Source organism: Sphingomonas sp. ABOLE (genome assembly GCF_003950455.1).
Classification (GTDB): domain Bacteria; phylum Pseudomonadota; class Alphaproteobacteria; order Sphingomonadales; family Sphingomonadaceae; genus Sphingomonas; species Sphingomonas trueperi.
Genome location: NZ_QQWY01000015.1, coordinates 1 through 19,055 on the forward strand (window position 1 = coordinate 1; position 19,055 = coordinate 19,055).

Annotated in this window: 17 protein-coding genes and 1 pseudogene; 2 read left to right on the forward strand and 16 right to left on the reverse strand. The window is 66.9% G+C overall.

The window, feature by feature from the left end; all coding sequences use genetic code 11:
- From CA234_RS24900 to CA234_RS10965, 5 genes and pseudogenes are all read right to left on the reverse strand, one after another.
- A pseudogene (locus CA234_RS24900) lies at positions 1-125 on the reverse strand (5-dehydro-4-deoxy-D-glucuronate isomerase); the annotation flags it as partial.
- 41 nt (positions 126-166) lie between these two features.
- Positions 167-1,588: a glucuronate isomerase gene (uxaC, locus tag CA234_RS10950; protein WP_125974737.1), complete on the reverse strand. Its 1,422-nt coding sequence runs from the start codon at positions 1,586-1,588 to the stop codon at positions 167-169.
- A 28-nt stretch (positions 1,589-1,616) separates the two neighbouring features.
- Positions 1,617-2,906, reverse strand: coding sequence for an MFS transporter (locus CA234_RS10955; RefSeq protein WP_125974739.1), 1,290 nt, complete (start codon positions 2,904-2,906; stop codon positions 1,617-1,619).
- A 32-nt stretch (positions 2,907-2,938) separates the two neighbouring features.
- Positions 2,939-3,727 (reverse strand): 2-keto-4-pentenoate hydratase, encoded by a 789-nt coding sequence (locus CA234_RS10960; RefSeq protein WP_125974741.1) that lies wholly within the window; start codon positions 3,725-3,727, stop codon positions 2,939-2,941.
- Positions 3,728-3,844: 117 nt separating this feature from the next.
- Positions 3,845-4,903, reverse strand: coding sequence for a glycosyltransferase family 2 protein (locus tag CA234_RS10965; protein ID WP_241213456.1), 1,059 nt, complete (start codon positions 4,901-4,903; stop codon positions 3,845-3,847).
- 237 nt (positions 4,904-5,140) lie between these two features.
- On the opposite strand from CA234_RS10965, the gene CA234_RS10970 reads away from it, so the two are divergent.
- Positions 5,141-7,033, forward strand: a complete 1,893-nt coding sequence (locus CA234_RS10970; protein ID WP_241213457.1) for a methyl-accepting chemotaxis protein — start codon at positions 5,141-5,143, stop codon at positions 7,031-7,033.
- Positions 7,034-7,105: 72 nt separating this feature from the next.
- On the opposite strand, the gene CA234_RS10975 is transcribed toward CA234_RS10970, so the two are convergent.
- The 4 genes from CA234_RS10975 to CA234_RS10990 form a co-directional block, all read right to left on the reverse strand.
- On the reverse strand, positions 7,106-7,741 hold the full coding sequence (locus CA234_RS10975) for a PEPxxWA-CTERM sorting domain-containing protein (protein WP_164521790.1): 636 nt from the start codon (positions 7,739-7,741) through the stop codon (positions 7,106-7,108).
- Positions 7,742-7,942: 201 nt separating this feature from the next.
- Entirely contained in the window at positions 7,943-8,977 is a 1,035-nt protein-coding gene (locus tag CA234_RS10980; protein WP_125974747.1) for a cupin-like domain-containing protein, read from the reverse strand.
- Positions 8,974-9,693, reverse strand: a complete 720-nt coding sequence (locus tag CA234_RS10985; protein ID WP_125974749.1) for a SapC family protein — start codon at positions 9,691-9,693, stop codon at positions 8,974-8,976. Before CA234_RS10985 ends, CA234_RS10980 begins: the two co-directional genes overlap by 4 nt.
- A 159-nt stretch (positions 9,694-9,852) precedes the next feature.
- Positions 9,853-12,993, reverse strand: coding sequence for a TonB-dependent receptor (locus CA234_RS10990; RefSeq protein WP_125974751.1), 3,141 nt, complete (start codon positions 12,991-12,993; stop codon positions 9,853-9,855).
- On the opposite strand from CA234_RS10990, the gene CA234_RS24350 reads away from it, so the two are divergent.
- Positions 12,881-13,285: a hypothetical protein gene (locus CA234_RS24350; RefSeq protein WP_164521788.1), complete on the forward strand. Its 405-nt coding sequence runs from the start codon at positions 12,881-12,883 to the stop codon at positions 13,283-13,285. The genes CA234_RS10990 and CA234_RS24350 overlap by 113 nt on opposite strands.
- Here the strand turns inward: CA234_RS24350 and CA234_RS10995 are convergent.
- From CA234_RS10995 to CA234_RS11020, 7 genes are all read right to left on the reverse strand, one after another.
- Positions 13,268-14,110 carry a CoA ester lyase gene (locus CA234_RS10995; RefSeq protein WP_125974753.1) on the reverse strand — a complete coding sequence of 281 codons (843 nt, stop codon included), beginning with the start codon at positions 14,108-14,110 and terminating at the stop codon, positions 13,268-13,270. The genes CA234_RS24350 and CA234_RS10995 overlap by 18 nt on opposite strands.
- Before the next feature lie 75 nt (positions 14,111-14,185).
- A complete protein-coding gene (locus tag CA234_RS11000; protein ID WP_126001702.1) occupies positions 14,186-14,965 on the reverse strand; it encodes an SDR family NAD(P)-dependent oxidoreductase in 780 nt (259 codons plus the stop codon).
- 14 nt (positions 14,966-14,979) lie between these two features.
- Positions 14,980-16,170, reverse strand: coding sequence for a zinc-dependent alcohol dehydrogenase (locus CA234_RS11005; protein WP_126001703.1), 1,191 nt, complete (start codon positions 16,168-16,170; stop codon positions 14,980-14,982).
- Positions 16,170-16,763, reverse strand: coding sequence for an SRPBCC family protein (locus CA234_RS11010; protein ID WP_241213458.1), 594 nt, complete (start codon positions 16,761-16,763; stop codon positions 16,170-16,172). The genes CA234_RS11005 and CA234_RS11010 overlap by 1 nt, the downstream gene beginning before the upstream one ends.
- Before the next feature lie 18 nt (positions 16,764-16,781).
- Positions 16,782-16,931, reverse strand: coding sequence for a hypothetical protein (locus CA234_RS24355; RefSeq protein WP_164521791.1), 150 nt, complete (start codon positions 16,929-16,931; stop codon positions 16,782-16,784).
- 156 nt (positions 16,932-17,087) lie between these two features.
- Positions 17,088-18,062 (reverse strand): Gfo/Idh/MocA family oxidoreductase, encoded by a 975-nt coding sequence (locus CA234_RS11015; RefSeq protein WP_126001704.1) that lies wholly within the window; start codon positions 18,060-18,062, stop codon positions 17,088-17,090.
- Positions 18,059-19,018: a zinc-binding dehydrogenase gene (locus CA234_RS11020; RefSeq protein WP_126001705.1), complete on the reverse strand. Its 960-nt coding sequence runs from the start codon at positions 19,016-19,018 to the stop codon at positions 18,059-18,061. Before CA234_RS11020 ends, CA234_RS11015 begins: the two co-directional genes overlap by 4 nt.
- Between the last annotated feature and the right edge of the window lie 37 nt (positions 19,019-19,055).

Sequence of the window (19,055 nt, forward strand, 5' to 3'; positions counted from 1 at the left end):
GTGTAGTTGAGCACGCATTCGCCTTCCCGGAACAGCCCGGAGATCAGATAGCGGTCGCGCAGTTCCTCATTGCTCACGCACGCCATCATGTCCGGGTGCGTGGCGTAATAGGTACGGTCGAACATCCTCTGTCTCCCTCGGGCGGCGCTTATGCCACCGGTGTCTATCAGGCTCTATCGAGCTTGTAGGCCTTGCGTACAAGCCCGTTGGTGAGTTCGAACGCCAGTTCCGCCGCTTCCCAGTCGAGCAGTCGCCCCTCGGCGACCAGCTGCGCCAGGAAGCCGCAGTCGATCCGCCGCGCGACATCGTGGCGCGCCGGAATCGAGAGGAAGGCGCGGGTGTCGTCGTTGAAGCCGACGGTGTTGTAGAAGCCCGCCGTCTCGGTCACCTGCTCACGGAAGCGGCGCATGCCTTCGGGGCTGTCATGGAACCACCAGGCCGGGCCCAGCTTGAGGCACGGATAATGACCCGCCAGCGGCGCCAGCTCGCGCGAATAGACCGTCTCGTCGAGCGTGAAGAGGATGATCGACAGCGCGGTCGAGGTGCCGAAGCGATCGAGCAGCGGCTTGAGGCCGTGGACATACTCCGTCGCCATCGGGATGTCGGCACCCTTGTCGCGGCCATGGCTGGCGAACAGGCCGCCATTATGGTTGCGGAAGCTGCCCGGGTGGATCTGCATCACCATCCCGTCCTCGACGCTCATCGCCGCCATTTCGGTGAGCATCTGCGCGCGGAACAGCTCGGCATCGGCCGGAGTCCAGTCGCTGCCGAGGATCTTGGCGAACAGCGCGGCGGCCTCGGCCTTGCTCAGGTTCGCGGTGCGCGCGGTTGGGTGGCCATGATCGGTTGCGGTGGCCCCAGCGGCGCGGAAGTCGGTGCGACGCTTGGCGTGCGCGGCGAGATAGCCGTCCCAGCTATACACATCCTCACCCGTCTTCTCGGCGAAGATCTTGAGCGCGCCGTGGAACTGCTCGTGCTCGACATCGATCACCGCATCGGGGCGATAGGTGGTGACGACGCGGCCCGGCCAGCCTGATGCCTGCACGGCATGGTGCGCCGAGAGGTCGTCCTGCGGACCCTCGGTGGTGGCGAGGAACTCGATGTTGAAGCGATCGAACAGCGCGCGGGGGCGGAAGTCGTCGCTCGCCAGCTTGGCGTTGATCGTGTCGTAGTAGAAATCGGCCGTCTCGCCGTCGAGCGCGACGTCGAAGCCGAACACCTCGCCGAACACATGGCCCAGCCACATCGCCGAGGGGGTACCGCGGAACAGGTAGAGATGCTCGGCAAAGGTGCGCCAGGCCGCGCGGGGATCGGTGGCGGGCATGCCGGCCTTGCTCGGCACGCACAGCGCGTCGAGCGACACGCCCTGCGAATAGAGCATGCGGTAGATATAATGGTCGGGCGAGAGCAGCAGCTCGGTCGCGTTCGACCAGTTGGCGTTGGTCGAGAACCAGCTCGCATCGGTATGGCCGTGCGGGCTGATGATCGGCAGCTCGGCGACTTCACGATACAGTTCGCGCGCGATCGCGCGGGTGCGGTCCTCGGCCGGCAACAGCCGGTCGGGATCGAGCTTGAGCGGCTTGGCCATCGGAGACTCCGGACAGGTCAGAGAAAAATCAGGCGCCCATGTCGACGCGAGCGAGCCGCGGCGACAGGAAATGCACGCAGGCGAGCGCGACGAAATAGGCGCTGCCGGCCACCGCGAAGAGCGGCCAGTAGCTGCCGATCCGCGCCAGCACTTCGCCGGCATAGAAGGACATCAGGATGCCGCCCACTGCCCCCACGGTGCCGCCGATGCCGATCACCGAACCCACCGCGCCGCGCGGAAACATGTCCGCGGGCAGCGCATAGAGGTTGGCGGAGAAGGCCTGGTGCGCCGCCGTCGCGATGCCGATCACGGCGACTGCCATCCACACGCTGGTGAGCGATTCCGCGAACAGCACCGGCAGCACCGCGAAGGCGCAGACCAGCATCGTCAGCTTGCGCGCGACATTGGCAGTGTAGCCCGCGCGCATCAGCCGCGAGGAGAGCCAGCCGCCGGCCACACTACCCATGTCCGACACGAGATAGATCGCCGCGAGCGGCAGGCCGAAGGTCTTGAGATCGAGCTGATAGCGCTCGAACAGATAGCCCGGCAGCCAGAACAGGAAGAACCACCACACCGGATCGATGAAGAACTTGCCGAGCGCGTACGCCCAGGTTTCGCGCTTCATGAGGACCGAGCCATAGCCGAGCTTCTGCACCTTGTCGGCGGGGTCCTGCTCGATCCAGGCGAGTTCGCCCTCGGTCACCTTGGGGTGCTCGCGCGGGCTGCGGTAGAGCAGCCACCAGGCGATCAGCCAGACGAAGCTGACCACGCCGGTGATGACGAAGGCCGAGCGCCAGCCCCAGGCGATCACCATATACGGGATGACCAGCGGGGTGAGCACCGCGCCGATGTTCGCGCCGGCATTGAACACGCCGATCGCGAAGGCGCGCTCCTTGGCCGGGAACCACTCGGTCACCGCCTTGATGCCGGCCGGGAAGTTGCCGGACTCGCCGATGCCCAGCGCGAAGCGGGCGATGGCGAACTGGGTGATGTTATGGGCCGCACCGTGGAAGATGTGCGCCACCTGCCAGACGACGAAGGCGATGGTGTAGCCGACGCGCGCGCCGACCTGGTCGACGATCTTGCCGAACAGGATATAGCCGACGGCATAGGCGAACTGGAACCAGATGATGACCCCGGCAAAGTCTTGCTCGGTCCAGTGCAGGTCGGCCATCAGCGTGGGCTTGAGCACGCCGATCATCTGGCGATCGATGTAATTGATGATGGTGGCCGCGAACAGCAGCCCGCAAATCACCCAGCGATACCGCCCCACCCGTTCCACGGCGCCGCTTACCGCGGCTTCGCCCTTGCTCGCCATCAACTCTCCAATCCCACTCCGCCGTCCCGGGATCAGGCGATCCCGATCGAGCATTGCACGCACAGCTCCGGCCCGAATCGCGCCTCGACTTTCTGCCCCGGCCGTACCGGGTGGACGCCGGTGACGGCGCCGGTCGATAGCCACTGGCCTTCCGCCAGGGGCAGCCCTTGGCGCGCGCGTTCGAACAGGAAGCGCACCGCTCCGATCGGTCCGTCGAGCATGGCGCTCGCAGTGCCGGTTCCAGCGACCTCCCCGTCGATCGTTAGCGACACTGGCCAGTGAAGGAAATCCTCTCCAGAAGATATACGGTATCCGATCAACAGGCCGTTGTTGTTGCCGAAGTCCGAAATGGTGACGGCGGGGCCGTGGCGGTTGATGCCCTCGAAGGGCGAACCGGCGATCTCGATGCCCACTCGGATATCGTCGATGAACGGCAGCACCGCCTCGTTGGTCCAGGCGCGGTCGAAACTGTCGGGCAGCGCGCCGAGCCGGAGCAGATACTCCGCTTCCGTCGCGCCGAAGCCGTTGCGGAACACGGGCATTTCCGGCGTTTCGCCTGGCTTCGCCCACACCACGCTGTCGGCGAAGATCGGGCCCGACAGGCGGTTCACGCCGTGCCGCGCTACCAGCGCCTCGGGCACGCGACCGACCTTCCATCCCGCGATCGGCTGATCGAACAGTTGGATGGCGCGGGTCTGGATGGCGTAGCCGTCGCCGAGCGTCTCCGGCAGCGGACCCGGATAGTCGGCGAAGCCTTGTCGGGCGCGGCGTGCGGCTACGAAGGCCTGGGCGATTTGCTCGACTGCCGCTTGCTTCGCCATCGCTTCGATTCCCTGCGTCGCGCCGATCCTTTCGACGGGCCGCTCTGATACCGGTATCAGCGTGAGCGATCAACGACGCTGAGGCGCCCGAGGACCGCCGCGCGCCGGCTGGATGGATCAGGCCGCAGCGAGCAACTCGCGTTCCAGCGCGGCATAGCGCTCGGCCTCGTCCACTATCCCCAGACGCTCGTAGAACATCGCCAGGTTGCCGGCCGCGAGATAGCTGCCGCACCCGACCACGGACCCGTCGAGCAAGGGTTGTTCGCCGATCTCCAGGCAGCGAAGCCACGCGCCCTCCACCACCGGCAGCAGCTCGTCGATCGCGAGTTCCGGCGCACGGCTCGCCCATTCGAGATAGAGGTCGGCGACGGCGAAATAGAAATCGGGCGAGGTCGACCAGGCGGCCTGCTCGGCATCGACCAGCGCCAGCGCATCGTGGAGCCGGCCCGCTTCCTTCAGCGCGCGGATATTGGAAAGCACCACGGCGTGGCGATAGGCCGCATCGGGCGCGGTCAGGCGATAGGCCCTCTGCAGCGGTTCGACCGCCGCCTCGACCTCGCCGCGGACGAGATGCTCCCGCCCAAGCTGGTACCAGAGATAGCAATCCTCGGGCGCCTCGGCGAGCGCCACCTGCAGCAGCGCGAGGTTGCGGCCCTGCTTGGCGGCAAGCTGCGCCTCGGCATAGCCGTCATGCCCGATGCGCAGCGCACCCGGCACCAGCGGCAGCGGCGACACCGGCTGTTCGTGGATCCGTCCGGCATAGCGCACCCCGCGCGGCAGGATCCTCGGCAGAAACCGTCGGGCAACGGTGCCGGCGTCCCCCTCGTTGCGCAGCCGCGCGCAGCCGATGAACGCGGCCGGCGCCTTGCGCCCGGTAGGCAGCGCCGCGGGCAAAAGTGCCTCGAATCCGCCCTCGAGCCACTCATCGGCGTCGAGCACCAGGTTCCAGTCCGCGTCGGCATGGTCGAGCGCGGCGTTGCGGGCGGCGGCGAAATCGTCGCGCCAGACGAATGTGTGGACCCTCGCGCCGCAGCGCTCGGCGATCGCCACCGTGTCGTCGGTCGAGCCGGTATCGAGCACGATCATGCGATCGACATGGGGACGCGCGCTATCGAGCGCCCGCGCGATTGCGCGCGCCTCGTTCCGGGCGATCATCACCAGAGCCAGTCGTACCACGCGCATACCTTCCCCCGACGCCGTCGCGGCGCCTCGCTCCGCATTATAGGCGATGCGGCGGAAATCCGGCGCCAATCGCACCGATCGGTCGCGCCCACGCTTCCGAAGTCCCGCGAGGCGCCAGCGTGTTATCGACCACATTTATGGCGCCAGAAGCACCACGGCGCAGCGCGCGGATTCTATAATGGGGTACTTGCCACCGGTGCATCCAACGCCGGTGCATTGGGGATTCTAGGGATGAAACAGTTACTCGCGCGCGTGCGCGTGCCCGTCAAAATCCTGGCGGTGATCGCCTTGATCAGCCTGGTGACGCTGGTCGTCAGCGCGATCAGCGCCAGCAGCCTCAATCGCGCCAACCGCGATTATTCCGAACTCACGCTGGGCAAGCTGCCCAGCACCACCCACACCGCCCGGCTCAACCGCCTGCTCGAGGCGATGGCCTATGCCGGCTATCGCGCCGTCGCCTATGACGGCAACAGCACGATGGCGCGCGAAACCGAGGGCGAGGAAAAGGACAATTACACCCAGGCCAAGGCGCTGCTGGGCCAGATCGAACGGGAAGACCCGTCCGCCAAGCCGGTGCTCGACGAAGTTCGCGCCAAGATCGAGACGCTGCAGGACAGGACCCAGGCCGCCATCCAGCACGGCCTGCGCAACGAAGACGCCGCCGCGCTGGCGCTGCTGCGCGAGGTGGACCCCGAAATCCAGACCATCTCGCAACATCTCCTCGCCTTCAACAACGACCGGATGAAGGTCGCAGCCGAGACGTCGCACAAGCTGCAGGCCGCCGGCGAATCGACCGTGTGGACGCTCGTCGTAATCAACGTGGTCTCGCTGCTCGTGGCGATGGGCACCGGCTATCTCGTCGCGCGCGTCGGCATCACCGATCCGCTCAACGCGCTGCAGTCCGCGATGCAGGCCGTTGCCGGGGGCGACCTCCGTCGCACCGTGCCGGGCACCGATCGCGGCGACGAACTGGGCACCATGGCCCGCACCGTCGAGGTATTCCGCGAGAATGCCATCGGCCTCCAGTCGACCCAGCAGGCCAAGGCCGCCGCCGATGCAGAACAGGCCCGCCTGCTCGAAGCGCTCGACAGCCAGCTGGACGCATTGTCGCACGGCAACCTCACCGCCACGATCGACATCGCGGTGGCGCCGGAATTCGAGCCGGTGAAGTCCAATTTCAACCGCGCCGTCGCCAATCTGCGCGCGCTGATCGCCCAGGTGCTCGACAGCGCCACGACGATCCGCACCGGATCGAGCGAGATCGCGATGGCCTCGGAAGACCTGGCCAAGCGCACCGAAGCCAATGCCGCCAGCCTGGAGCAGACCGCCGCGGCGGTCACCCAGATGGACCAGCGGCTCAAGGCCACCGCCCGCGCCGCCGACACCACCGTCCAGCGCACCAACGGCGCGATCCAGACCGTCAACGATGGCCGCGCAATCACCGACACCGCGGTGCAGGCGATGACCCGCGTCTCCGAAGGCGCCAAGGGCATCGACAGCGTGATCGAGGGCCTGGACAAGATCGCCTTCCAGACCCGCGTTCTCGCGATGAACGCCGCGGTGGAAGCGGGGCGTGCCGGCGAGGCAGGCCGCGGCTTCGCGGTGGTCGCCGATCTCGTCTCGCAGCTGGCGATGCGCTCGGAGGAGGAAGCCAGCCGCGCCCGCGACCAGCTGAGCGCGACGCAGAAGGACATCGTCGAGGCGGTGCAGACCGTCCAGCAGGTGGAAGGCGCGCTCGACACCATCTCGACCGCGACCGCCGAGGTCCACCAGCTGGTCAGCGCGATGGCGACCGACAATCAGGCGCAGGCCACTGCAATCTCCCAGATCGCCGCGGCGGTGCAGACGATGGACCACAGCACGCAGCAGAACGCCGCGATGGTGGAGCAGACCTCCGCCGCCGCGCGCAACCTTAATGCCGAGGTCACCAGCCTCAGCGATTCCGCGCACCAGTTCGAAGTGGGCGGGCAGCATGCGGCGCCCGTCCGACAGGCGGCGCAGCCACAGCCGCAGCCCAAGCGCCAAGCGCCGCGCAGCAACGGCGGTGGCTATGTCTCGCCGGTGAAGCCCCTTCCCGCTGCCGCGATGGCCGGGGCCGACGCGGACGACTGGGCAAGCTTCTAAGCTGCGCACGCCGGACAAAAGAAAACGGCCGGGAGAGCGATCTCCCGGCCGTTTCCATGTCCGCTTTGACGCTCAGGCGGCGGCGAGGCGCGCCGCGCTGCGAGCACGACGGCGCAGCGACGCGCCGACAAAGCCCACGCCCGCAATCATCAAGCCCCAGCTGGCCGGCTCCGGCACGCCGCTCGGGCCGAATACCGCGACCGGGGTCGCCGTGCCGATGGTGGCGCCGGCGAGACCGGCAGTGCCCAGCGTCGTCTGGAACGCGGCCGCCGCTTCGTTGGTCAGCGTCAGCACCGAGCCGGTGCCGAGGTTGAACAGCGACAGGTTGTCGCCGAGGGTGAAGCCATTGGCCGTGGCGCTGCCGCGGACCAGGCCGGCTGCCGTATCGATCTGGAAATTGCCGATGCTGAGCGTGTTGCCGCCCAGCGAGAATTTCAGGCCCGAACCGGCATGGTCGATGATCGTCGCACCGGTCGTGTCGTTGCGTGAGCCGCCGGTGATGAGGAACGCGGCGACGAGGTCGTTGCCGATCTTGAAGGCGCTCGCGGTGCCGTAGGTCGCGACCTTGTAGCCGAGCGAATTGAAGGTGCTGGTCGCGGTGAGATCGATGGCGGTCGCACCGCCGATGACGGTGGCGGCCTGTGCCGCGACCGGGGTAAGCGACAGGCCCGCAACCAGGGCCGCCGCGCTCAAAGCGCCTTTAATCATCCGCAAATCCTCCTGAACAGGGTACAACACGCCAGGAGCGGCCGCATGGATCATGCCCGCATCATGGCAGTCCCCGAACAGGCGCGCGCGCAACGGGTTCCGTCGATTTGTCTAGGCAAACGATCGGCTTGGCGGAAAAATTAACCATTACGCGGCAGGCCGCCGGATTCCGTCGACCATTTGCGCAGGTACGAATGAACCTCAGCGATTCAGTCGGTGGAGAAGTTGGGCACGCAGCCGACGGGCGGCCATCGCGTCGATCGGCGCCAGCGGACCCCGCGCCGCCTCCGGCAGATGTTCAGCCGGGCGCTCGGGGTCGCCGAACACGTAATAGTCGAACAACGCCTTCCAGGCCTGCTTTTCGGATGCCGGGCGATCGCGCAGGCTGAGCAGTCCGTGGAGCAAGGTGAGCTGGGGCGTATCGAGCCAGGCGGGACTGGTGTTCCACCAATAGTTCACCAGCACGTTGAACGGCGCCAGCGCCTCGACATGGTGCCACCACATGGCGGGATAGAAGAGCAGGTCACCCGCCTCCATCTCGGCCACCTGCGCCGTCGCCATCGCCGCGCGGAAGCCGGGGTGACGATCGAAATCGGGCGCGGCGAAGTCGACCATGCTGACCACCTGCCCGCCCGGCGTCGGTTCGAGCGGGCCGGGATAGAGGTTGGCGATCTGGTCGGGCGGGAACAGGGTGAAGCGCCGGCGCCCCACCGCGCACACCGCCAGATTGTGCGACATATCGTAATGGCAGGTCGCGGTGGTGCGGTTGCCGATCCAGATGCTCGCCAGATGCCGGGCGAACATCGGGTGATCGAGTACGAGGTCGTTCTCCGCCCGGAAGCCCGGCAGATATTCGTCGAGATCGGTGGAACCGACATAGACGCTCGGCGCGTGCGCGTCGCCAATCCGCGCGCGCATTGCGTCGAGCAGCGGCGTCAGCGGCTCGCGGCGGCCGGTGAAGTTCAGGCCGGTGACGGTCTCGTCGTAGAAGAACCGCCCGTGGATCTCGGGGGCGCCGGTAAAAGTCACCACCGGGCGACCGGCGTCGAAGCGCTGCAGCAGGTCCATCGCTGCATCGGTCGAGGCGCGGCCGGCGCGCACCAGCGGCCAGTCGGCGGCGATCGCCTTCAGGATCACCGGCTGCTGCGCTTCCATCAGCTGGTCGAACGGAATGGCGTCGGGCGCCACACCGTCGATCACCCGTACGGCGGGCGCGACACCGGCGAGCACGTTCACCGGCCGGCGCCTGCGTTCTTGCGCTCGATCAGCGCGCTGATGTTGCCGAGCGACGACGCCACCAGATAGGCCAGCCCCAGCACATTGGCGCGGTGCAGCCGCTCGATCGCGGCGCCGTCCAGCGCCTCCAGCCGCTCGTGCGACAGCATCTGGAAGCCATCGATCCGGTAGCGCTGCTCGTCGTGCAAGGTCACTTCGATCACATTGGCCTCGAGCAGCCCCAGTTCCTGGAACAGCGCATAGACCGGTGCCGCGGCGCCCAGGCCCGCATGGATCCGTCCCAGCACGCGCGAGACATGCTCCAGATAACGGGTCGCGCCGCCCTGGGGCAGGAACAGCAGCTCGCCGGCCTCGGTGCCCACCCGCGGATCGTCCATGTCGACATGCACCGTGGGCCCCTCCTCCGGATCGGCGCCGTCGCCGGGGATGCCGATCGAGAAAGGTCCGCGCTGCTGGAGCGCGGGGATGTAGCGGCTCGTCCAGCGTTCGCCGTCGAAGAACAGGTTCTCGTCCAGGTCGAAGCCGGTGAGCGCCACCGCCTGCAGCCCCTCGCCTTCCGCGTCGCGGAACAGGATTGGGAATTCGCGCTGCACCGCCTCGAACTCGGTGGGGAAAATGAGGATCTGATTGGCGACATCGCCAAATTCCGCGCCGTAGCGGAAGGCGACGCGCAGGTCCTGGTGGAGCACATTGTCCAGCGCGACCGGGTTCGTCATTCGATTAGCATCCATGTTGCCGGACGTCGGGCCCGGTTCGGCGGGACCATGGCGCAAAGCCTCGGCCCTCTCAACCATCGGCATGCCGCGCGGATAAAGGAAAGGGCCGCTGCGCGGGGCAGCGACCCTCCCTCTCCACTCGCGCGGATGCGCGGTAGCTCAGAACTTGAAGCGAGCGCCCAGCAGGAAGCGGCGATCGAGCTCCTGCGCGAACCACAGCTGCTTCTCGTCACGCGCGTAGGTCCGCACGCTCTCCTCGGTCAGGTTGATGCCTTCGAAGGTGATCGCGATCTGCGGCGTGATCTCGTAGCTGATGTTCATGTCCAGCTGGCCGAACGGCGCCGTGAACTCGGGGTTGCGCGAGCCCTGGCGGTTGACGCCCGACAGCGACTTGCCGCGCCAGTTATAGGCGAGACGGGCCGAGATGCCGTTCTTGTCGTAGATCAGCGTGCCGCTGGCGGTATCGCTGAGGCCGACCAGCGCGAACTGGTCCTGCGACGGATCGGCACCGATGTTGAAGCCGATATTGCCGCGCACCAGCGTGTACTGTGCCGCCACGCCGAAGCCGGTGGTGCCGAGGAAGTACTGGCCGGCCAGTTCGACGCCGTAGATCTCCGCATCCCGATTGTTGATCGGCTGGGTGACCTGGAACTGCCAGAGCGCGTCGGTACCGTTGGCCTGGATCCGTGGGCCGTTGTTGATCGACTGGATGAAGGCCTCGTCCAGCGCACGCGCGGTGGCGTTGTAGTTGGCGTTGAACTGCTGGACGGCCGCGGCGGTCGAGCCGGTGGACTGGATCAGCGAGGTCATCACGTAGAGATTGACGTCGCTGGTGTCCGCACCGATCCCCTGCAACGCATCGCGCGCCGCACCCGAACGGCTGCCGGCCACCGCCGACGTCGGATCCCGCAGGCCGAACAAGGGCGAGGTATACTGGCCGTTGCCGATGAAGTTCCGCACGCGCTTGTCGAAGAACGACGCGGAAACATAGCTGTCCGGCTTGAAATACCATTCCAGCGACGCGTCGAAATTGTCCGAGATCAGCGGGCGCAGCCGGGCGTTGCCGGTATTGCCGGTCGGGATGCCGCCGTTGATGCTGGGGCGCGGCGGGCCGCCGACGGTGACCGAGGTGTAGAGGTTGTTGTAGTTCGGCCGCGCGATGGTCTTGCTGTACGACAGGCGGGCGAGCAGGTTCCGCTGCAGTTCCACCTGGAAGTCGACCTGCGGCAGGATGTTGTCGTAGCTGCCGCCGTCGCTCAGATACTGCCCCTGGTTGGACAGGACCACGGTGAAGTCGTTGTCCGAATCCCACTCGATCCCGGCCGGAACCGCGGTCAGCGAGGTCGTGTGCGACTTGGTGTGTTCGTAGCGCAGGCCACCGACGAGGCGCGCTGGCGCGTTGCCGATCTCGCCCTTCCAGGTCAGCTGGCCATAGGCTGCCCAGATCTCTTCGTTGACGCGGTTGTCGTTGCGGCTGTTCACCGCGACCGCGTTGCCGCGGCTGGCATAATAAGGCGACATGATCGAGTAGATCGCCGCGCCGTTGCCTCGGAAGGCAAGCCGCGAGTCCGGATCCGAGCCGGGGTTGTAATGCTCGAACTTGCAGACCAGACAGAAGGCCTGGAGCGCGCCCGGCGCCTGGCGCTGCACGTCGCCCGGGTTGGCGAGGCCCCAGTCACCCAGCGTCTGCTGCGTCTCGGTGTAGGTCTGCGTGGTTTCGACCTTGCGGAAGTTGCCGCCGAAGTCGAAGCGGCTGCCCTCGCCCAGGTCCCAGCCGAAATCGGCGCGGACTTCCTTGACCTTCTGGTTCTGGATCGAGCTGCGCGTCCGTCCGATCGACGAGCCGACATCGTTGATGTCGAGCGGCGCGCTGGCGCCCAGCGTGATGTCCTGCTGCGGGATGCCCGACAGATAGGTGACCGAATGCGCCGCGACGACGTTCGCGCCCATGCCCATCAGCGTCGAGCTGACGCCATTGGGGTTGTCCGGGCGGCTGGAAGCCGAGCTGATGTGGCCGTCGAGGTTCAGCGAGAAGGTGGGCGAGATTTCCCACTTCGCGTTGAGGCCGTAATCCTCGATCTTGCTCTTCTGCGCGCGCGACTGCGCCTCGAAGCCTTCGTCCTTCTGGCCGCCCAGCGTCTCGTGGAGATAGGTCGCGGTGGCGACGGTGGTGTTGCCGTCGAAGGTCACCTCGTCGAACGGGCGGCTGAACCAGTTCGAGACGTCGGAGCGCTCTTCGCGCTGCTTGTTCTGCGCATAGAGCGCGTCGGCGGTCAGCGTCAGCGTGTCGGTGGGCTTGAACTGCACCGTCGCCTGCCCGTTGATGCGCTCACGGCTGCCCTCGGCATAGTGATAGCGGCTGTCGTTGGGGATCGCGACGAGTTGGTTCGGATTGGTCGGCGCGTTCTTCACGACCGTGCAGGTCGGCGTCGCCGCGCCCGTGCACGCACCGCCGCTGCGCGCGAAGCCGCCGGTCAGGAAGGTGCTGTACGGGATGATGTTCCAGTCGTTCGACGTGGCCGAAATCGATGTGAAGTTACGCTTCTGATAGCTGCCGAACAGGTTGAAGCCGAGCCGCTGCTCGGGATCGCTCCAGCTGAGCACGCCCGAGAATTCCGGCGTTACCTTCGAACCGCAATCGAGGCAGCCGTCGACGCTGGTGTCGTACACCGCCTTCGCCCCGACACTGCCGCTCAAGCCGGCAGTACCGTTGTCGAGCGGACGCCGCGTGACGACGTTGATCGTCGCGCCGATGCCGCCCGAGGGAACCGCTGCGCGACCGGTCTTGTACACTTCGAGCGTGCGAACGCCCTCGGTGGCCAGATTGGAGAAGTCGAACGAGCGGGTGGTCCCCTGCGCACCGTCCGAATTCTGGTCACCACCGACCACCGCGACATTGGCCGCGGCGAGCTGACGCCCGTTCAGCGTCACCAGATTGAAGTTGGGACCGAAACCGCGGACCGTGACGAGCGAACCTTCGCCGTTGGTACGGTTGATCGACACGCCGGGCACGCGCTGCAGCGATTCCGCCAGGTTGGTATCCGGGAACTTGCCGATGTCTTCCGCCGAAATCGCGTCGACGATACCCGGAGACTCGCGCTTGATCGCGATTGCCCGTTCCAGCGACGCACGAATACCGGTCACGACGATTTCTTCGCCCTGCCCGCTTTCTTGCGGCACCGCAGCGTTGGCAACGTTGTCGGTCTGTGCTTGTGCAATCGTTGGCAAGACCATGCAGGCAGCCACTGCCATCATGGAAGCCGAGCGCGACCATATAGTCGAACGCGATACGCTCTTCATGTCCCCTCCTCTGCCGACTTTGTTCGTCGGAAACCGTTTTTGTTGCGAACGCCCCGATGCTTTCGCTACCGCGGTATCGCTACCATCGGTTGCAACATTGTCAATGTTTGAAACACGAAGCTGTCCGACAGGTTTGATTTTGTCCGCCGGTGTGTTTTCGATGTTACAGCCCGTAATTAGCTTTCACCCGTGCAACAAACTTGCAAGCTTCATTGCAGCGCAACAAGCTGTCGGACTGAAACGGGTTACATCGGCGGCTGCGGGGCGGGCAGCGCTATTCCGCGCGCGCTAACAAACGGCGCGCCTGTTCGAGATGCGGGCGGTCGATCATCCGGCCGTTCAGCCGCAGCGCCCCCGCCTCGGGATGGGCACGAAATGCCTGTACGATTTCCTCCGCCGCAGCGATTTCGGCCTCGCTCGGGGTAAATCCACGGTTGATCGGCTCGATCTGCGCCGGGTGAATCGCGAGCATGCCGGTGAATCCGTCGCGGCGGCCGCGCGCGACATAGGCAGAAAGCCCGTCGATATCGGCAATGTCGGGATAGACCGTCTCGATCGCCGCGGCTCCCGCGGCATGGGCGGCGAACAGCGCCAGCGCGCGCACCATCGCGAAGGGCGCGGTATAGCCGCCATCCTCCTCCCGCGCGCTGGCGGCACCGATTGCCGCCGGCAGATCCTCCGCGCCCCAGGTGAGCCCGGCGAGATGCGCCGCGACTTCGCCATAGCTGCCGAGGTGGAACAGCGCGGCGGGCGTTTCGGTGGCGATGGGGAGGATCGGCGGGCACGCGGCGCCTGCCTGGGCGACCAGTGCCACCAGCGTGCGGATGGCCGCAGCGCCGTCTGCCTTGGGGAGTACCAGCCCCGCCGGGCGGCTCCCGGCGATGGCGGCGAGGTCGTCGACGATCGCGGGGGTCCCGAGCGGATTAACCCGAACGAAGCAGGGTGTGTCGGCCGCCTCGGCGAGCCATTCAGCGATGGCATCACGGGCGAAGTCCTTCCGGTCCGCCACCACCGAATCCTCGAGGTCGAGGATCAGCGCATCGGCACCGCTCGCCGCCGCCTTGGCGAAGCGCTCCGGCCGATCGCCCGGCACGAACAACAGCGACCTGAGACGCATGGCACCCCTCTCCCATCCTGAGCGGGATGCCATGGCATTATCGGGGCCGGGCTGGCAACTGCCCGGCCGCCTCAGTCATTCGCCGCTGCCGGGCTCGGCGATCTTGCGGTGCTGCTCGGCGGTCACCGATTGCGGCAGCACGCCGGCGCCGGCGACCTGCAGCTTGTTGGACAGGCCGGAAACGATGTTGTCCGTCCCCTTCATCAACGCCGTCCAGCCGTCCTTGGCGACATCGGCCGGATCGGACTTGCTCTCGCTCTGGCCGACCTTGGTGTCCATCATGCCGGCACGCTCGAAGAACTCGGTCTCGACCGGTCCCGGCAGCAAGGTGGTGATGGTGATGCCCTTCACCTCCTTGAGCTCGTTGCGGATCGCCGCGGCGAAATTGTCCACGAACGCCTTGGAGCCGTTATACACCGCTTGGAAGCTGCCCGGGATCCAGCCCGCGATCGAGCCGGTGATCAGCACCTTGCCTTCGCCTGCGTCGCGCATCTGGCGCAGCACCTTCTGCAGCAGATAGACGGTGCCGGTGATGTTGGTGTCGATCACGTGTCGCCATTCGGCGACGTCCTGATCGAGGAAGCCGCCGCCCAGGCCGTGACCGGCATTGGCGCAGAGCAGGTCGACCCGGCGCCCGCCGGCCGCCGCCAGCAGCCGGTCGACGCCTTCGATGGACGAAAGGTCGGTCTCGACCGACTGTACGTCGACGCCCTCGCCCTTGAGCGCCGCCGCGGCATCGACCAGCGGCGTGTCTGCCACCACCAGCAGGTCATAGCCGTCGCGCGCCGCGAGCCGCGCCAGTTCCAGGCCGATGCCGGTCGAGGCACCAGTCACGATAGCAAATTTGTTCGCCATTTCCGTGTCTCCGCTTATTCGGCCGCCGGCGCCACGCCGGGCTTCAGCACGACCTTGGTCACTTCGTTCTGGTTGTCGTGGAACATCTTGTAGCCCTGCGGCGCCTGCTCCAGCGGCAGGGTGTGGCTGATCAGGAAGGTGGTATCGATCTTCTCTTCGATGATCGCGTTTAGCAGGGCGGGCATATAGTGCTGGACGTGGGTCTGGCCGGTTTTGAGCGTCAGCCCCTTCTCCATCAGCGCCCCGAGCGGGAACTTGTCGACGAAGCCGCCATAGACCGCCGGCATCGAGACACGGCCGCCCTTGCGGCAGGCGAGGATCGCCTGGCGGATCGAGTGGATGCGATCGGTGCCGAGGAAGGTCGACTTCTTGATCTGGTCGAGCACGTTGTCGACAAAGAAGCCGTGCGCCTCAAGGCCGACGCTGTCGATCACCGCATCGGGACCGATGCCGCCGGTCATCTCGAACAGCGCGGCTGCCGTGTCGGTCTCCTCGAAGTTGATCGTCTCCGCGCCGAAGCGGCGGGCGAGTTCGAGGCGACGCGGGAAATGGTCGATCGCGATGACGCGCTCGGCGCCCATCAGGAAGGCCGACTGCACCGCGAACAGGCCGACCGGGCCGCAGCCCCACACCGCCACGGTGTCGCCCGGCTCGATCTCGGCATTTTCCGCCGCCATCCAGCCGGTGGGCAGGATGTCGGAGAGGAACAGCACCTTGTCGTCCTCGATGCCGTCGGGGATCACGATCGGGCCGACGTCGCTGAACGGCACGCGGACATATTCGGCCTGGCCGCCGGCATGGCCGCCGGTGAGGTGGCTGTAGCCGAACAGCGCGCCCATCGGCTGCCCGTACATTTCCTGCCCGAGGTCCTGGTTGTCGGCGGGCAGCCCGTTCTCGCAGGCGGAGTACTGGTGCTTGCCGCAATGATAGCAGGAGCCGCAGGAGATGGTGAACGGCACCACCACGCGCTGCCCCTTCTTGAGCGTCGAGCGGGCGCCGACCTCGACCACTTCGCCCATGAATTCATGGCCGAGGATGTCGCCGGCCATCATCGTCGGGATGAAGCCGTCATAGAGGTGGAGGTCCGAGCCGCAGATCGCGGTCGAGGTGATCTTGATGATCGCGTCGCGCGGATTGAGGATCTCGGGATCGTCGACCGTGTCGACGCGGACGTCGTGCTTGCCGTGCCAGGTGAGTGCGCGCATCAGTTCCGCTCCTCCTCGAGCTGTTGCTTGGTGCGGGACGAGGTTGCGATCTCGCCGGTTTCCATGAGTTGCTTGAAGCGGCGCAGGTCGCGCTGCGCCTGCATCTTCGGCTCGCGCTGGAAGATGCGCGATAGGACGCGGCCCAGGGTGCCGAAGGGCTGGTCGTAGTTGATCGTCGCGACGACCACCGTGCCACGGGTCCCGGCGTCGCGAAACTCGATCCGGCCGCTATTGGGGATGTCGGCGCCGTCCTCGGAAGCCCAGGCGATCAGTTCGCCCTCACGGTCCTCGGTGATCCGCGAGTCCCACTCGACCGTGCCACCGCCGGGGGACTTCACCACCCAGTGGCTGCGTTCGCTGTCGAGCACGTCGATCCGGACGACATTGTCGAGGATCGGCGGCAAATTGCTGAAATCGCGCCAGAAGGCGTAGAGTTCAGCGCGTGGACGGTTGATCGTCACGGCACGCGCGACAAGCTTGTCGCCGCGCTGGACGATCAGGCCGTCGGTCGCCTCGTCGATCGCCTGGCGTTCGTTGTTGGCAGTACTCAGCGGCGCGTCGTCCTGCGACGCGCGGTTCATCGTGTCGGCCATAATGCCTCCGTTGGCGGTTCAGCCCTGCGGCGAACCGGGCAGCTTCGGGGGAAGATCGTCGTCGCCCTCGGCAGGCGCCGGGGTCGACGTGGCGGCGGGGTTGGTCTCGGTCGAGCCGGGGTCGCGCTGTTCGTCGCGCACCTCGGGATCGTTCGGCGGGGTGGCCATGATCCAGTCTCCTGCAGTTGGGAGGTGCAGAAGGTAACCACCGGCAGCGGCACGGGTTGCAAGAATTGTTGAAAGTAACGTGAGTTAGGCGCAGCTCGGCGCGCGGCGGACGGTGGACCAAATAGCTCCCCTCCCGCGTGCGGGAGGGGAATGGCCTTACCGCCCGTAGATCCGATCCAGCACCTCGGCCGAGCGCGCGAAATGCGCGGCCTCCGGATCGAAGCACGGCGAACGTGCCAGTTGCTCCGCCCAGGCTGCAGCCGCCCGGCCGCCCCATGCATCCGGCGGGCTCGCCAGCACCGTCTTGGAGGTGCCGGTGAATCGCTCCGCGACGAAATCGTAGAAGCTGCCGCCGACATTCCGCAGCGCCGCCCCGCCCTCGGTGCCGTAGAACACTGCCGAGATCTCCGCGTCGATTCCCGCATGCACTCGCCACGAGCAGGCGAGCCGCACATCGGTGTCGCCCGCCCGGAACGCGGCGGTGGCATAGTCCTCTACCTGCATCGCGCCGAGCGGCTGCCCCTGTGCACGCAGCGACGCCGACACCCCGTCCACCCCCGGAAAGCCCAGCGTCCACAGCGCCAGGTCCACCAGATGCACGCCCAGATCGATCACGCAGCCGCCGCCCGACTGCGCCGGGTCGTAGAACCACGGCTTGTCCGGCCCATAGGCGTTGTGGAACACCAGATCGACCGCGAAGACATGGCCGAGCGCCCCGCCCTGCACCAGCTTGGCGATCGCGCGCATGCCCTCGGTATGCCGATAGGAGAGATCGACGCCCAGGAGGCGGTCGGCGGTTCGCGCAGCCGCGATCACGGCGTCCACTTCGTCGGCGGTGCGGCCCAGCGGCTTCTGGCAGAACACCGCCACGCCTGCTTCCAAGGCGCGGATGCTCTGCTCCGCGTGCAGCGCGCTGGGCGTGGCGATGACGATGCCGTCGAGGCCGAGCTCCAGCATCGCCTCCAGCCCGTCGACCGCCCGCGCGTTCGGTGCCAGCGCCCGCGCCTGCTCGGCGCATGCCGGCGACGGGTCGGCGAAGGCGGCCGCTTCGATCGCACCGGTGGCGAGGATCGCCTCCATCCGGTGCCGACCGATCCAGCCGGTGCCGAGGAATCCTACGCGCGGCCTCATCGCAGCATCACCAATGCCTTGACGAAATGCTCGGGCTTGTCGCGCGTCGCTGCCAGCGCCTCGCCGAGCTCCTCCAGCGCAAAGCGATGGGTGTAGAGCGGCGTCGGATCCAGCCGCCCGCTCGCCACCGCGTCGACCGCCTCGCGCAGCCCCTGCATCTGAACCGCGGGGTCGCGTTCGTGCGCGTTGATCACGTCGATGCCCTTCCAGTTCCAGCCCTGCATGTTCACCTGGCGCGGCCCATCCTGGTGATAGCCGGCCACCACCAACTTGCCGCCGAAGCCGACCAGCTCGCCCGCCAGATCCAGCGGCCATTGCTTGCCGACCGCCTCGATCACCCGCGCGCACATCGCCTCCTCGGTCAGCGCCTTGACCGCGTCGATGATCGCATAGTGATCGTGCATCGGGATCGTCTCGACCGCGCCATAGTACCGGGCGAGATCGAGCGACTCCTGCCGCCGCGAGATCGCGATCACCCGGGCGCCGGCGTCGCTGGCCAGCCTGGTGAGCACCGCGCCGAGAAAGCCGATTCCGATGATCGCCACGGTCTGGCCTTCGCGGATGTCGCTGCGACGGAAGATGTTGAACGCGCAGCCCAAGGGTTCGCCGGGAAAGGGCTGGCCGGAGAGGCTGTCGGGCAGCTTCACCACCATATCAGCCTTGGCGACGTCATAGTCGGCGAAGCTTCGGAAGGAGAGCGATGCCACGCGATCGCCCGGCATCAGCCCTTCGACGCCCTCGCCCACCACGTCGATCTCGCCCCAGCCCTCATGGCCGAGCCCGCCGGGCTCGCCGGGGAACTGGCTCCAGGGCTGGCCCTGCCACGGCTCGACATTGGAGGCGCAGACGCCGCAGCCCTCCAGCCGGATGCGCACCTCGCCCGGGCCCGGCGCAGGCAGCGTCGCGGTTTCGATCCGGATCTGCTCCGGCCCTTCGAGGATCGCCGCGCGCATCATGCGACCTCTCCGTGCAACCAATTGATTTCACGCGATG